Consider the following 17,314-nt stretch of genomic DNA (forward strand, 5'->3'; position numbering starts at 1 on the left):
ATTATATAATGTATATTCATAATTCTATCTATACTTTATACAAAATTCCCAAAGTGTAAGAGAGTATTTTTTTTAAGTTACAGCCGTTGCTAAGTAAGGAATTTAGGGATTTTTAAAGCCTTTTGTACTGAATTTGGTATCAAGATTCATTTCCCCCATTTCCCCATCGACCACAATTATATACAGAAGATGAGCGATCAAATGACGTACAGGGTAAATGGTAAAAATATTGGCAAGTTTTTTTTATGAAATTCGTGTACCTCACATACTTATACCGAACCGCTGTAATAATTATTTAACCCTATTTCATATAATAGGGAGGTGAGAAATACAGACTTTTCTTTTTGAATAATTAAATTAGAAAGAAAAGTTGATAAAATTGACGATGAATTAGATTTGGCAGTAATTTTTTTGACAAAGTTTTGATGTTATGAATAATTTAATCACTCCTTAAAAATAGCTAATACTTAAATAAATTGCCTGTAAATAAAGCTGTTATATCTAACCATAATCCCGGAAAATTTTGAATAAAAATAATACTTTTTGCATTATTTTTTTTGAGGCCATACCATTTCCCAAGGAATTTTTTTTTGTAGATTTTGATCTATAGTAATATATTTCTTGCTCTATCAATAAATAACTTTGCTTGTTGGGCCCAAAAATCAGAACCCCAATAAACAAAACAACTGGTTTCACACAACAATAACGCTTTACTTTTTTGAACAGAACCCTTGCCCGACTCTACAACCTTTGCATAATCTTGACTCAGCTGTTCAACTGCAGCCAATACCTGTTGTCGTAAATCTCCTTCTTGCCATTGCTGATGACCTCCTATCCATGAGCCCCCTGTTGACTTCAGTCTAACTTCTGTTATTTCCCCTGGTGATAAATAAGTATCAATATATTCACTCACGGTCATAAAACCTACATCCAACCAGCGATGACGCTCCCGAAACAGAGGTGCAAAAGAGTTCTTAAAATATTCAAACATCATTACATTGCCATTCTCCCCATCAGAAGTTGGCACGACCAAACCAGGAGGTTTCATCCCCACTACTCGACTACGATATCGCAGATCATCAATACAACCCTCAGCATTGTGACCGCTTTGTTGTCGAATCCCCATATCGGTATCTCTTACCACACATAGAATACGTTCTGACTCACCACATGATTCTACTACCAACCAATGCACCCGGTTTTCTAACTCTGGGGTACTCCAACCTTGAGGATGTTCTAATGCTGCATTGGGTAAAATAATCCACTCATAACCGCACTTTTTCAACAAACGCACAAATCTCAAGGCTTCAGCAGGGTTGCCACTTACTCCCATCTCCGGTGGCCAAAACCCTCTAACTCTTGATAGTGCTTTTTCACCAAATAAATCTGCAAATACTTTTCGCCATTGCATAATTTGAGCTTCATGGTCTCGTTCAGGAGTAGCGGGAAAATAACAATGACTATATGCACTACCAGTAAATTCTATGGTATCTGAATATTCAGTGAGAACTTCTTGCCAGAGACTGATGACATCTCCTATGCATTTGCCGTCAACATAAATATTGGAAAAAATGCCGTTTTTAGAAAGTTTTGCCATCTCTTCAAGTAATACCCCAGAATAATCTACCATCATTCGGGGTTGATGACCTTCTAATGTGAGTTGTTGAGCATAACGAGCTGGATTTTTATATGCTTGGGCAAACCATTGAGCATTCCAATGTTCTTCTGAGTTAGCTTCGCTATTGAGCATTTTTTCCAAGTTACCCTGTAATTTTCCATTATTCCAAACTGGAGGTTGGTGAAAATGTAACCAGGGGACAAATATAACTTGGGAATTATTAAACATTTTGGGAGCTTTTTGGTATAAGAGTACTAATTTAATTTATTTATTCTTTATACCACAGAAAGTCAACATAGATTTTTAGTTAAATTCCCGGGTGCTTTAAAAATAATTAACTCTGGATGCTTTAAAAATAATGAACCATTTAGGTCTTTATTAAAGATACTAATATATTAAATAATTGAATTTTCTCCAACTATTATGGCTCTTAATTGGTGAATGCTGATTCTTTAAAAACCAACGCTCAAGTCTATAATTATGAATTGACCATCAAAAGCATAAAAAACTACTTTGTAAATCTTTTCAGCATTTACGGTTAGTTGAGTTTTAGGAGAAATCATTGAATTAGAGTTAAGTAAGCTTGAAGTAGGAATTTCGTCTTTAGCTAAGAGTTCTTCATTTTGATTATAAGCTGACACAATAGTTCGGTGGGAATTTCTTGTCAATGCGCTAACAAACTTGGCTGGAGATCTAAAGTACATTTCTATTCTGCCATTTTTCGGCCCTCCTATTAGAACTTTTACACCTTCAGGAACTGCAAAAGCTGGGTTAGATGGTTCGATAATGATTGCATTAGAGAAAGTTATGCCCCAATTTTGAAATTGATTATCTACTTGTTCAAAGCATTTTAAATTGTCTAGGTTAAGGTGAATATAACTAGGCACATTTGAGTCTGATTTAATCTGTTTATATTCATTAGTACTTGCAAATTTATCTTTATTTTTGACGCTGAAGTTATCGGTCAGAGGATTAATATTCTCTATTGTATTACTGTGTAACATTAAGCTTTCTTTATTAAATTATTAACTAAGTGGTTAAACCCCTGAGGTCTATTACACCTTATTATACTCAATCCATTGAAATTAAGGGGATAGTCATCACAAAATTAAAAAATAAATTTTTATAGAATGCTTTGTTTGTTATGATGTGACTGTGCATTATTAAATTCCTAAAATATTAAGAAAATAAGTCAAAAACTACTAACAGTGATTTTGCAAGAGCGAACGACGAAAAATTTCTCAGTGGGTAAACTAAGTCAATTACACAGTTGAAAAACTAAAATCTAATCTTTATATAAACATTCCACTTTATCAATAATTTTGGTCAATGATTTTTTGTGGGTACTTACTGTAAGCTAAATTTATTGAAAATTTAGGGTTATAAAGTACATAGTTGAAGAGAATAATGATTAGTAATAAAATTATTATTTATATGCTGAAAATTACTTGGCAAAATATAAGCCTCATTAATTAGCTATAAGAAAAATACTTTGATCACATCAGTTGCTAACTTTTTCCTAACTTTTAATCCCCTAAAATTTTTCCATATTAGGTATTCAAGGAGATATAGGCATATTTTAGGTTTATGAGCTACGCCTACGGGGGCAAGATGCTGGCGCGGAGAAGATGCTTGCACTATATTGCTTTTACTAAATACAGCCGTACATCATTTCCCCGAAATTATGTTCTAATGTTATAGAGCGATCGCAATAACAGATAGATAAAAACACTTCCTCTGTAAATTGTTAACTATTTTTTTTCGCTCACCGTTTTCTCAAAAAAATTTTTGAGATTAATAACATTGCTAAATACTTATGTTTCTGTTAACAATTTTTCTGATTCTTGTTTAATTTCTTGACTTTCAGGTTCTCTATATAGTCATAAAACAGTGGCCAAGTTTGAATGTTATAAATAGGAATCTAAAAGACCTCAGTCAAGGCCAGAAGTTGACAAAAGTATTCTGGTTTTGCATTGTCGCCTTAATAGTTAAGAGATGGTTTCGGGACTTTCTATGGACTGAACCAAACTCACTTAAAATTTCCTGAAGTAAACTATTGAAATACGAAATGGTAAATTAAGTTAGTAAAATGCCTTTAGCTATAGTTATATTAACTGGAAAAGACAGATCGTAAAAGTAACTTGAGTGAATGGAGTTTTACAATTAACACCTTACTTCATCTATAATTTGAGCTGGAGCTACTGATAACTAATAACTAAAATTTAGCTAAGGGTACTGCAGATACTGATATAGGAAGGTAGTTCTGTGGATGGTGATCTTTTTGGTTAGCTCTTTTTACTATTAAGAGTTTAATTTTAAAAGTCACTATCTGTAAACCAATACCTATAGGAGAAATATTATGGCGTCAGAACAAGAGGAAAGGATTAAACAATTGTTCATAACAGAAGCAGAAGAACATTTAGTAACTTTAGAAAATGGTTTGGTAGATTTGAAGTCTACAATATCAGATGTTGAAGTTATTAATGATATGTTTAGAGCGGCTCACTCTGTCAAAGGTGGAGCTGCTATGTTGGGAATACACAGTGTAAAACAGATAGCTCATCGTTTAGAAGACTGTTTCAAAATAATTCGAGAAAATTCTATTAATGTTAACCAAACGATAGAGTCTCAATTTTTAAAAGGATATGATCTTCTCAAATATTTAGTAGAGCTTATGCAAGGTCCTTACGGCTTGAGGGAAGAAGAGGGAGAAAAAATAGTACAAAATGCTTTACCTATTTTTGCTGAGTTAGAGAATAATTTGAATATTTTAGCTAGTACTGAAACTACTAATCAATCTACGACTACTAGCAATAAGAAAGAAAAAACTAGTTTTGATCAACAGGTAAAAGAGCAATTAAAGGAAATGTTGGAGCTTTTTAAAAAGGCTGATTCTCCATCTTCAAGGAAACAATTAATAGAAAGTTGTAATGGTTTGTTGAAGTTGGATACAAATACAAAAGCTTGGCAGGTTTTAGTTACTACTTCTCAAAAAGCTTTGGCTAATTCTAAGTTGTCTTATCACGTTTTAGCACCTGTTATTATTAGGGAACTTAATCAAGCTGGTGAGTTTATCCAAGTAGGAAAGGTGAAGGAAATAGTACTAAGTAAAGATTTAAAAGAAATTGCAATTTCTCCCAAAGCAAGAACTTGTGAAAATACAAAGGTAAGTTTACCAAAAGAACCGAAAGAAATGGTAAAACTAATTATTAATAATTTTGATTCTCGGCAAAAGGAAGCGATCGCTAAGTTATTAATCAAGCATATAAAGTCGTCTAGAAATCGTTAATTCAGAAATAGTTATATTAACTATCAAAAACTTTGCTAGTCTTAAATTTTATATTTTACATACTATTTATTAATGTAGTTTTTTTATTAAATAACTTCTAAGATTTTTTTAGTGATTTTGAAAATTTTTTAAGTATAGCATTATTTTTGAATAAAAATATCAGAATAACAAGCTTCAGGGTTTTCTACTAGTTTTTTTCATATCAATAAAAAAATTATATAAGTTCAGACAATTTTAGATAATTGAAGCTGATTTATGATATAGTTTATAATTTAATTAAAGCTAATTTAATTTATATAATTTCCTGTTTGATATCATCTATTGATGAATCACCGAAACTATCCTAAAAAAGTGATCCCTTGTTTTGGCTCTACTATTTTTTAAACTATGGGTGATCAATATCTTTGTGAGGATAAAATTTGAAAAAATAGAAAGGTTATAAAAGGTAAGCATTCAGCTATCAGCTATCAGCTATCAGCAGGAAATTAGCCCCCAAAAAAAATTTAAATTCGGACACGAAAAGGATGATAAGCTTTACTTTATCTTTTTGCCCAGCATAACCAAGCAAAAGTCTTTGAGCTGACTGCTAAGGTGGGAGTGCTGACTATAAATAGGATATTTCGGAATAGTAAATATCTTGAAAAATATGTTTTTTTCTGGTGGGTGTAATTCTGCGATCGCTACTCTCCCCCCTGGTCTTCCTGGTCCAGGCTAGAAGTGGGTCCCTATTTCTATCTTAGAAAATGGTTTGAAAAATTCCTGATCACTGATGGCTCAAAAAAGGGGGGACTTTGGAGACTTTTTTGTAGGCTCCTCGCTTTTTAAGGGGATAAAGGGAGGTCTAATTTTATTGGGTATTCTTGGCAGCTATCTATTTGAAATAATAATTCATAACATGGTCGTTTTTTTAGGGCCTGGTTTATTTGATTGATTATTTTCAGATATTCTGTTTTTTTAGTTTGAATTTGATTTTCAATACTTTGGTTCTCGGGAATATTTTCTAGTTCTTTAATTGCTATTTGTAGTTCGTCTCTGGCAATTTCTAATTCTGCTTTTTTCTGGGATGTTTTGGCTTTGTTAATGGCTAATTTTGCTTTTTTAATAGTTAAATTTAAGCTTTTCTTGGCTATAATTTCTATATTTTCAATATCTATTTTTTTGTATAGCTCTTTGCTTTTGTTCAGGTTTATAAAAATATTTGTTGCTTGGCTAAGAATAGTCACAATAATAGCAATAAAAGTTAGGGATATTTGTATTATTAATAATTTGCTATTTTGCATTTTTGAACTGGGTGCTGGAGCTGGATTTTGTAATACTCTGGTTGGTATTAGAGACTGAGGTTTATTTAGTTCGGTTAACATTTCTGTGGCTGTATTGTAGCGATCGCTCAAATTTTCTTCTATGGCTCTACTTAAAATATTGCTAAATTCTGAGTTAATATTCGGTACGTCTTTGCGCCAGGAAAATGGATCTATGGGTAGTTGGTTGCTGAGGAGATAAATTGCTGTTAGCCCTAAACTATATATATCACTAGCATGGGTGGGTTGACCTTTTTTTTGTTCGGGAGAAATAAACCCTGGAGTTCCAATACCGAGGACGGTATAAGGTGTCTTTTGGTTAACTATGGTGTAAATTTCTTTGACTATACCGAAGTCTATTAATATGGGTAATTTTTCTCTGTTGACCATGATATTACTGGGTTTAATATCTCGGTGAATTATTTGATTTTTTTGCAGAAATTCGAGTACTGGCAATATTTTTATTAGTATATCTTTCACTTCTGATTCTGTCAGTTTGCCTTGTTTTTCAAGCCTTTCTTGGAGGTTACCTCCTGCTATCCATTCTTGAATTAAATAAAATTGATTATTTTCTGAAAAATAGCTGTATAAGTCTGGAATTTGTGGGTGGTTTCCTAGTCTTTCTAAAATTTTTGCTTCTTGTTGAAATCTTTGTTCTAATTGTTTTTTTAATTGGGGGTTGTAGGAGCTTTTAAGTTGTTTGATTAAACATAGACGGTTAAAGTTTTTGGTGTCTTTTCCCTGGAATGTTATGCTTAAGTTGGTCTCGTGTAATTTGTTAATAATTTGGTATCGGTTGTCTAGAAGTTGGTTTTTGGTCATTGGTCTTTGGGGTTGGTGCTTAGAGAGCGATCGCTTTTGGGAATGGGATATTTACAGCTGACGCAGAACTACTATATCTAGTAAGGGTTAAGGGGGGTTAGTTACTCCATAGAGATCGTACTATATTTTCATGTTTTGCGTAAGTGTTGGTTTATATAATAGCTGGTAATAATTTCTAGGGGTGAGGAGAGGCCTAATAACCTATTATGTGGCAGGTGTCTGGTTTCAGGTGGCAGGTGGTAGGGTTGAATTTCTACTAAGGTTCATTGGTGCTTTTATTTATTTAATGTAGGCGGCAGGTCTCAGGTTTCAGGCCGCAGGTGGTAGGGTTGAATTTCTACTAAGGTTCATTGGTGCTTTTATTTATTTAATGTAGGCGGCAGGTCTCAGGTTTCAGGCGGCAGGTGGTAGGGTTGAATTTCTACTAAGGTTCATTGGTGCTTTTATTTATTTAGTTGTTTGGCATTGTCAAAAAAGTCTAGTTAGGACTTAGGCAAGGAGACTAATGATAGGGGCGTTATCGGAAAAATGACATTTTTTTTAATTATATATAGTAGCACTGGGTAAGTTTTGAAGGTATTGATTTTTCAGCATTCCCAGATAATATATCAGGCTGTTAGTACCCATATACAGAATACTGTTTGGCTATGAAAAACCTCAAGCCTAATGTTTTTCTTGATTTCAGTTTGACTGTGACCGGGTTAGGTTAGTAATACTGTTTTACGGAAGTTATGCACTCATGCATTCAACTACTCCCTTGAACCCAAGGAGGGAAGTTAAAAGTAAGATTTTAAGATTTGAAAGCTTTGAGAATACATTGGTTTGAGGAAATTATTTGAGGTTTGCTGTTAATAGTCAGTAGTGTCGCCTAAGTTGATGAACTTGGTATCAGGCTTTAGTCCTGAGAGCCTGATTTAAATTGCCAATAGTTTCGGGTTAGTCGACAGGTTAGGTTATTAAGGGATATGATCTTCTAGTTATATCAACCAATAGAAAACAACTCATTATTTAGATATGATTTCATTAAGATCCTCGTAATTCTTTGAGTTGATCTAGAGAGTTTTGATACCATGTTTGATTTCCTTGTTGTTTGTATAAGTCGGCAGCTTTTTCAAAGTCTGATATAGCTTTTTCCATATTTCTTTGATCCTTGTTAGTCAGACCCCTGGTGTAGTAAGCATTAGCATATTTGGGATTAAGTTGAATGGCTTGGCTATAGTCAGCGATCGCCAAGTCATATTTTCCCTGGTCATCGTAAACATTACCCCTGTTGTAGTAAGCATAAGCATCTTTGGGATTAAGTTGAATGGCTTGGCTATAGTCAGCGAGCGCCAAATCATATTTTCTCTGGTCATTGTAAACCAAACCCCTGTTGTTGTAAGGCAGCCAAAGCTGAGGGTTATTTAGTCTGATGGATTCGTTATAGTCAGCGAGCGCCAAATCATATTTTCCCTGCTTACGGTAAACCGCACCCCTGTTGTTGTAAGCTTCAGCCAATTTGGGATTAAGTTGAATGGCTTGGTTATAGTCAGCGATCGCCAAATCATATTTTCCCTGCTCAAGGTAAACACCACCCCTGTTGTTGTAAGCCTCAGCATATTTGGGATTAAGTTGAATGGCTTGGTTATAGTCAGCGAGCGCCAAATCATATTTTCCCTGGTCATCGTAAACCACACCCCTGTTGTTGTAAGCATAAGCATATTTGGGATTAAGTTGAATGGCTTGGTTAAACTCAGCGATCGCCAAATCATATTTTCCTTGGTCATCGTAAACCAAACCCCTGTTGTTGTAAGCTTCAGCATATTTGGGATTAAGTTGAATGGCTTGGTTATAGTCAGCGAGCGCCAAATCATATTTTCCCTGGTTATAGTAAACATTACCCCTGTTTTTGTAAGCATCAGCATATTTGGGATTAAGTTGAATGGCTTGGTTTAAGTCAGCGAGCGCCAAATCATATTTTCCCTGCTTACGGTAAACAATACCCCTGTTGTTGTAAGCATCAGCATATTTGGGATTAAGTTGAATGGCTTGGTTATAGTCAGCGAGCGCCTGTTCAAATTCTTCCCTATCATGGTGTTTATCTCCTTGTTCATAGTAACTTTCGGCATTCTGAATTTGAGATGGAGTAACATTATCAGTATTTCCAACAGCCCGATTTTTAGGGGAAGGTATCGGAGAAGGCAAAGCAGCAGAAGTTGACCTCACCAAAACCCTGCTCACCTGCTGTGGTATATCCCGCAAAAAAGTCGAAACCAAAACCCCCTCCCCATCTCCAGCCTTTGTCAACCCCACATGAATACCCATCAACTGCCCCGCCTTATTCAAAACCGCCCCCCCACTCATACCAGGATATACACCCTCACCAGGTACAGTAGGCTCATAATTTAAAAGATCTCCTGCCCGTGGGTTAGTCACCTTCGCCGGAGTGAACTGAAAACCTTCCCTATTCTCAGCCCCAGGCCAACCCCCCACATAAACTTCACTATTTTTCCTTAACTGACTCGCTTCCCCTACTTCAGCCACCTTATATTGCTTCACACTAGCAAACTTAAACACAGCCAAATCTGCATCTGGATAACGGTAGATAATTTCTAGCTTCAGAATTTCCGCATCCTCCCCCGGTTTTTTACTGCGAACAACTACCCGATAGTCATCTTGGTACTGAAAAATATGCTTGGCAGTGAGCACATAATAAGTAGAACCTTGTTTACCAATAATAACCCCCGAACCTGACGAGCTAAAAGGGTCACCTCCAGAAACAGTACTACGAGCAACAACTTCTACAGTAATATTTTCAGCTAATCTATATATATAAATTTGGTTGAAAGGAGCATTGTCTTGTCTAGGAGTAATAATTGGATCAGGTCTAGAAATTTTAGTAGAAACATCTGTACTTATTTGTGATTCATATTTATTGCAGCTGACCAGAGCAATAGTAATTAACCCAACAGTTAGTTTAGTAATATGTTTCATTATAGTTATTTTCTTCCTTAAATATTTAGAAATTACTTTAATATTTTCTCACCATTCAGCTATTAGCATTTACCTCTCAGGTTTTAAACCTATGCAAGTAACTACTAAAGTTACCTAATGACCAAATTCCCTTCCTTTCTTTTCCCCTCTTTTCCCTTCCTTTCCTAACATACAGAATGCTACACAAACCGAGCTTTACCAACATAACTTTTTAACTATCCTTTGAGATAAACTCCTCCTTCCCACGTAACCAGTTAATAACTCATAGCCGATAGCCGATAGCCAATAGCTGAATACTTACTATCTTTTAAATTTTAGCCATATTATAACAGCAACTCCCACAATAATAGACTTAGTTAACCATTCTTGATTTACTAATATTTCTTCACCATTAGTTTATATATATCGATCCAATTATACCCATCAAATTACAGCTAATTTCCCGCAAACGACCTACAAAGTAAATCGTAAAAATCATCCAGTGTAGGCATCTGGCCCCCGTAGACATCTAGCCCCCGTAGGCCTACCTCATAAACCTGAAACACCCTGTATATAGATTATGGTAAAACCCCACAAACAGAATAGTTTGTAGTAGAAAACCAGGCCACCAAGTAACTGCTCTCCAGATAACTGACCTCAGAGCATAGCCTAACTGAAACCTCCGTCAAGGCCCATAACCAAAAGGAGGCTAGTCCTCTATCATCTCCCTATTCCTGATGTAGAGAGATTATATGCAACCTCCCTACCCACAGTCCTTTGTATGGAACCTCCCTACGGACCCCCTTCCCCTAGTCCTGAAAAATCCTTTTTGAGCCCACCCTACCTTAAAGTTGGGATAAAAAAAAGGAGAATCAAAAAAAAGTCCCCCTTTCAGATAAAGACTTAGGGAGAGCAGAAAAATACCATTAAATTAGGTAAGTTGCCAGAAATTATTTAGTAGGTGAAGAATACCGCAACATTGAATTAATATCAAGAACCTTAATATCCCCATATTGTTCAAAAATAGTAGCTGAATGTCTCAGAGGCTCAACAGAATCTTTGAGATTTAATTCACCCATTTGATTAACCATTTCTTGAGCATTATCACCAGGTTTAAGAGTCATCAAAACATTAGTATTAGGACAGCTACCAGTATAGCCATCTAGACTAGAAAGAGCACATAATACAGGTAAGTTATTTGTACGACTAGGAACAATTTTCCTCAAACTTCCTATACTTTGAAAACGATTAAATCTATTAGAAATTATACGGCAACGCTTCTGGGGATCATATCCAGCATTAATGAAATAATTACTTTCCCAAATAATGAGAGTTATTTTCCCCCGAATGGGATGGTCTGCAATAGTAGCAGACTTACCATTATCAGTACCACAGTAGAAACTAGCCAAGCCACCATTTTGTTGAGCCCGACTATGGTGAGTTAGACCAAAAATTACAGCCAAACTAAAACAACTAATAGTTGCCCATCGTTGGACAAATTTAAAATTCATACATAGCACTCCTTTACCAACAAAGATATAGTAATTATAGTCAAATTTTTCCTTGAGTTGCTATTTGGAATATAGCTTTAAATTTTTTGTAGTATTCTGCCTTTAAAGTTGGTATCAACAAATAGAAACTTTCAGGTAAAAAAAAAGTGGGTTTTTGTAGGATAATTTAATTTTTGCTGAATGTAAAAAAACAACTTATGAACTTGTTAATTATCAGTTTTCCTTTTTTCTGCTGCAATATTTTTCTCAAGTTTTAGCAAAGCCTGATTAACTTTTTCCTCCAACTTTTGAAAACTTTGTTCTCTTAAACTACTCCATTCTGGCAACTTATTAATAAACTGTTGTAAATCAACAATTACACTTGCTAAATCATTAATTTGTTTCAGTTCCGGCCGCTGGTTAAACTGCTGAGAAAATAAATTTAATTCTGCTTGCAATAGTTTTATAGTTTTCTCCTGAATATCTAATCGATTCGACAAAGTTTTAAGAGTTTCCAGCAAAGGTTGAATTTTTTCTTCTACCTGATGAATTTCTAATACTTCAGTTGTAGACTTCAAAGATTTTATATTATTTTGTAACTCAGAAATTATTTCAGAAATTGAATCTTGATATTTGTCTATTTTCCCAGTTGTCTCAAATTTAATTGCTTTAATTTGCGCTCCTAAATTTCGTCTATTCACAAGATTAATTAATAAAGAAATTAAGACCAAACCTAATGGATAAACAATTGGTTTTTGCCAAAAATAATTAACAAAAATTCCAACAGCAGAGGCAAAAATAAAAACATATTCAGCTATTTCTAAAAAGCGAAGGCGGTGCAACATATTTTTAGTTATTAGTTATTAGTTATTAGTTATTCCCCTGAGGAAGAACTAGATTATTCATGTTATTTAAGGAAACAATACCACCGTGAAGCCGGAAGCTTAAAACCTTATTTATTGGACAAGTTGTTTATAGACAGCGATCGCTTATAACGTTAGAAGTGGTTGAAAAACTACAAGCTATATAGCTGAAGTTAAAAATCATACCACCGATAAAAAAATATACTTGACAGTAGTGTATCCTAATAAAAGTAGCTAAAAAAGAATAGCTCTAATACCATTTATCAAAAAGTTTTTAACTTACCTAACCACATAAATTATGATGTGACTTGATTATATATATAAACACAAACAATACTAAAAGATATTATATTATAACACTTTAAAAAAAATAATGATATCAATAAGTAGCTGTAAATTATTAAAATCAGGCATAAAACCTTCTCTATTAGCCACTTTTAAAATTAGTATCAGAAGCTAAATTATCACCGTAATTAAATTTTAAAATAGCAAGAATATTCTAACTAACCTGATAAGTACTATACATGTTTGTGTAAAAAAATTATGAGTCAATAAATCTCTGTAATTTGTACAAGTGCTCATAGATTTTTTACTCCAGTTAGGTTATATTAACTCCCATGTATAAACGCTAGACTGAAGTAACATTTAAATTATTAAGTAACTAACATAGGTAGAATAACCTTTTTTATAATTAATGTTCTTATTCATATTAATTTAATAATATTGTACGGACGTTGCATATACAGACATTGTATGCAGCATCCGTACTTCTCGAGGGTGGCAGTTAGACCTATACCTCCTACTCAATATCAGGGTTGAAAAGTTTTTGAGAAATGGTATTATTCTCAGAGATTAAAGTTTATAATTGTCTTCAGCCTTCATAAATAGTTATCTGGAAATATCAGTAACTTGTGTACATGATTTTTTTTATTTTTGAGCCGGATCAAAATAATAAATAACAGCAGTATCATTAGAGCTTATAATGACAGATTTTCAGGATATAAAATTAGACAAAAGCTACTATCTATGAATAATAAAAGGTGAGTACTTATGATCATAAATCATAACCCACCTTGAGGTTTTTTTCATATTTGTAGAATCATTCGTGCCAAGTTGAAATAAATTAAAACACCGAGAACATCCACAGCAGTTGTAATAAAAGGTGCTGACATTAATGCTGGGTCTAACCCAAATGAGCGAAACAAAAATGGCAAAGCAGAGCCAGCAATAGAAGCCAAAGTTGAGATAGCGACTAAACTTATTCCTACGGTCACTGAGACTTCTAAATTTCCATTAACAATAAATAAGTATGCCCAAGCTGTTGCCAATAAACCGAGAATACTTCCAAGCATGGCACCAGCACAAGCTTCACGGATAATGACTTTCAGAATTCCAATTTTCCAGATTTCATCAGTATTCATACCCCGAATGACAACAGTTGAAGACTGCGCCCCCACATTTCCACCAGTACCAGTTAATAATGGAATAAATGCTGCCAAAGTAACTACCTTTTTCAGAATATCTTCTTGTGCTGTAATAATTCCACCTGTAACACTATTTGTCAGTAGTAAAACAAATAACCAAACTACCCTTCTACGAGCAACAGTAAATAAATTCACCTGGAAATAATTATCACCATCAGACTGCACCCCACCTAAAGCATAAATATCTTCAGTAGTTTCCTGTTCCAAAATATCAAGAACATCATCAACGGTAATAATGCCCACAAGTCTTTGTTCACTGTCAACTACTGGTATTGCTAAAAAATCATAACGCTGAATAACACGGACAACTTCTTCTTGGTCAGTACCAGTTTGCACCGAGACAAAGTCACGACTCATTATTTCCCCAATAGTTTGGTTGAGCTGAGAGGTAACTAAGTCTCGAAGTGATAAAATACCTGTAAGATAACGGTTAGTGTCAGTGACATATAGAGAATAAACTGTCTCGGTAACATTAGCTAGTGAACGAATACGTTCTAAACTTTCGGCAACGGTATATTCTTCTTTAAGGGAGATGTATTCTGGAGTCATTATCCGCCCTGCTGTTCCGGAGTCATAACCCAGGAGTTGGGCGGTAGCTTGGCGTTCAGTAGGACTGAGTTGACCTAATAAACGTCGGACAACAGCTGCTGGAAGTTCTTCAAAGAGTTTGACACGATCATCAGGGGACATTTTATCAACAATATCTATGACTTCTTGGCGCTTAAACTTTTCACATAAAGACTGTTGTACAGTAGAGCCTAGTTGTTCATAAACTTCGATCGCTTCTACTTTAGGCAGTAACCGAAAAGCAATGACTTGCATAGTTTCTGGTAAACCTTCGATCGCTTCAGCAATATCGGCTGGTTGTACTGGTACTAAAAGAGCTTTGGCTCCAGACAAATTATCTTGTTCTAGTAGAGTTTGAAGCTGCGATCGAACTAATTCCCGTAGTTCTTGACGAGAAATAGTGGTTATGGAAGGGGGTGAATATTTATTCTTTTCAATCAAAGTTAGCCCTCCTATGAGATATGTTCCTGAGTTCAGTTTAGAAGCTAAGGGAAATTTTTTTTTCCCTTAGAGTCAATAAAGTCCTAGTTTTTAGGGTGTGGTTTGTACCATTTTGCAAAAACTTTTCTATGTTTTCTTGAGGTAGGGAGTGAAGGACTCCCAATAAATTAGGTATAAAAAGATATTAACTCCTGCTAAAAGAAAAAAAAATAATAAGTTATGCAGAATTAATTATATATGCTTTTAATAGAAAATTTTACTCTCCCTGACATTATAGATGTGGGCTATATTAATTATTTGTTTCTTGAGCCCAATAAACCGAGCTCATCATATCTTAATTATTTCATCATCACAAGTAATTAAACAATTTATGCTTAACTATTCCATTCTGAAAATGACTTATTTTTTGTTTCTATATACAACTATGTTTTTATTTTTTCAACTACCACTACAGGAATTAAACTCTTTTCTAAAACTGCTTGAGAAACTGACCCAACTAACACATTGTCCCATAAACGATCCCCCTTTTTTCCTATGACAATTTCTGCTGCTCCATACTCTTGCGCTATAAAAATTATTTCTTCTGAAGCATCACCCGCAACAGTTATAAACTGATGCCGAATATCTGCCAAAAGTTGCCTAGTTTGCTGTCGCAGTTGCTCAATACTGTTGCGGTATTCAAATTGAAGAACGTGCAAGACTACAATTTCCCCGTCACAACGCCTCGCCAGTTCTGCAGCTTTTAATAACACATCAACGGCAAGAGGTGAGGTATCAACGGCGGCTAATAATATAATAGGACGAGCGATCGCTACTTTTGTCGGATCGACTTCTCCTTTTTCTAACAGTTTTGGTGCTAAGGCAGGTATTGCCCAAGCTCCCAAAGGTGCTGTGACTAATATGGAAAGGGCGGCGATCGCTAAAATTGTTTCTCCTCCCTCAATGCCTACCGCTAGAGGAATAGCACCAATAGCAGCCTGCACAGTTGCTTTTGCAGAATTTCCAGGTAGTAAAAATAGACGTTCTTGCAAATTCCAATTACTGCCCAAGGTCGAGAGATACCAACCAAACATCCGCCCGACAAAAGTACCCAGAGCTAAAATTAATAACCCCACTAAGAAGACATTTTCTAGGACTTGCAAGGGGATACTAGCACCGAGCAAAACAAACAAAATTATTTGCGCTATCGTCCACAAGGTCTCAAAACCATTTCTTAAGCGTCGCCCCAGGGGAGGATCAAATTCGAGCACAAAAAATCCTGTTGCCATGACTGCCAAATAACCAGAGAATATGGGGAATTTTTCTGCTAAGACTACTAATAAGAGGGTCAGGCTTCCAGCAACTAAAGTATCTTGGGTAGAATTTTGAGTCCAATTTTGTTTGACTAATAATAATACTAATATTTGCGCCATCAGCAACCCAGCGATCGCTCCCAAAATTATTTGCAGAGTAACCTGAAAGGGTAATATTTGTAATAAGTTTATAGTGATGCCACCAGGTAAAGTTATGCCAATAGTTGTTCCCTGGGATAAAAATGCCAGTAGTAAACTAAAAATTAACAACAGCAAAACATCTGACAAAGCACTACCAGTTAAAATTGCATCAGGAATACCTTTAGTCACGCCCCAACCCAAACTTTTGAGCCGCAACATTCCAGGAACAATAACTGCAGGAGACTCGGCACCGATGATACAGCCTAATAACAACCCGGTAGCAAAGTCAAAATTAAGTAACCACATAGCGGCTAGGGCAATAACAATAGCTTCACAGGTTGCTGGGAGAAAACCTAGGCGCAGTGCTACACTACCTTGTTGTGCTAATTTTTCTCTGTCTAGACCTAAGCCTGCTTTCATTAAAATTATTGTTACAGCAAAGGTGCGCAGAGAGTCGGCAGCTTCCAAAATGCTAGAGTCGATAGTATTGCTAATTTGAGGACCTAATAATATTCCCACTAATAGCATTCCTATTAGGGGTGGTGCTTTTAACCTCAAGGCAATTTCACCGACAAAAAAGCCAGTTAATAATATCCAAATAATACTTTCTAGCATAGTTTAAGAATTAATAATTAATCTAATAATAGGTTGGAATAAGCTATTGTTAAAACTAACAATTTTAAGTTTTTTGTTGTTTTTTTATCAGGTAAAAATAACCTAAAAAATATTGTTTTTGTTTTTTACTTCAAGGTAATTTTGCTCATAAATTTCACAATTTATATTTTTAAAAAAAACATTTTTTTCTGGCCTGGTATTAGTTTAAAAAGATTATTTTTGGTGAAAATACCAATATTTAAACATTAAAAATGAATATAAATTAGAGCTATTTGTAAATAAATTTTGAGGATAATTTAGCTGATTATAAAAAAAATTGTAATCTAAATATAAGCTAGTGCTAGGTGATTTTTATTTTGAAGTTTACAATTTTTTTATACCTCAAAAAAAATTATTTAACTTTGGTGGTAAGTGATGCTAATAGATTATAATTTATCATCAA

General features: G+C 34.7%; 9 protein-coding genes. 1 reads left to right on the forward strand and 8 read right to left on the reverse strand.

The genetic code is table 11. The annotated features are described in order from the left end of the window. Positions 1-604: 604 nt before the first annotated feature. Positions 605-1,846: a glycoside hydrolase gene (locus tag TERY_RS11165; protein ID WP_011611932.1), complete on the reverse strand. Its 1,242-nt coding sequence runs from the start codon at positions 1,844-1,846 to the stop codon at positions 605-607. A 224-nt stretch (positions 1,847-2,070) separates the two neighbouring features. Beyond that, entirely contained in the window at positions 2,071-2,622 is a 552-nt protein-coding gene (locus tag TERY_RS11170) for a hypothetical protein (RefSeq protein WP_011611933.1), read from the reverse strand. A 1,355-nt stretch (positions 2,623-3,977) separates the two neighbouring features. On the opposite strand from TERY_RS11170, the gene TERY_RS11175 reads away from it, so the two are divergent. Next, a complete protein-coding gene (locus tag TERY_RS11175) occupies positions 3,978-4,907 on the forward strand; it encodes an Hpt domain-containing protein (RefSeq protein WP_011611934.1) in 930 nt (309 codons plus the stop codon). An 821-nt stretch (positions 4,908-5,728) separates the two neighbouring features. Here the strand turns inward: TERY_RS11175 and TERY_RS25195 are convergent. The 6 genes from TERY_RS25195 to TERY_RS11205 all read right to left on the reverse strand — a co-directional run bounded on the left by TERY_RS25195 (position 5,729) and on the right by TERY_RS11205 (position 16,872). Continuing rightward, complete coding sequence (locus TERY_RS25195; protein WP_011611935.1) at positions 5,729-7,027, reverse strand: protein kinase domain-containing protein; 1,299 nt, start codon at positions 7,025-7,027, stop codon at positions 5,729-5,731. Between the two features lie 1,023 nt (positions 7,028-8,050). Then, positions 8,051-10,000 (reverse strand): tetratricopeptide repeat protein, encoded by a 1,950-nt coding sequence (locus TERY_RS25200; RefSeq protein ID WP_011611936.1) that lies wholly within the window; start codon positions 9,998-10,000, stop codon positions 8,051-8,053. A 929-nt stretch (positions 10,001-10,929) separates the two neighbouring features. Then, on the reverse strand, positions 10,930-11,490 hold the full coding sequence (locus TERY_RS11190) for a COP23 domain-containing protein (RefSeq protein WP_011611937.1): 561 nt from the start codon (positions 11,488-11,490) through the stop codon (positions 10,930-10,932). A 206-nt stretch (positions 11,491-11,696) separates the two neighbouring features. Beyond that, entirely contained in the window at positions 11,697-12,314 is a 618-nt protein-coding gene (locus TERY_RS11195) for a hypothetical protein (RefSeq protein WP_011611938.1), read from the reverse strand. Positions 12,315-13,417: 1,103 nt separating this feature from the next. Then, positions 13,418-14,824, reverse strand: a complete 1,407-nt coding sequence (gene mgtE / locus TERY_RS11200; protein WP_011611939.1) for a magnesium transporter — start codon at positions 14,822-14,824, stop codon at positions 13,418-13,420. A gap of 422 nt (positions 14,825-15,246) precedes the next feature. After that, the gene (locus tag TERY_RS11205; RefSeq protein ID WP_011611940.1) at positions 15,247-16,872 is read right to left on the reverse strand and encodes a cation:proton antiporter; all 1,626 of its coding nucleotides are present in this window, start codon (positions 16,870-16,872) and stop codon (positions 15,247-15,249) included. Positions 16,873-17,314: the final 442 nt, after the last annotated feature.

The sequence above is a fragment of the Trichodesmium erythraeum IMS101 genome (assembly GCF_000014265.1).
Taxonomy (GTDB): Bacteria; Cyanobacteriota; Cyanobacteriia; order Cyanobacteriales; family Microcoleaceae; genus Trichodesmium; species Trichodesmium erythraeum.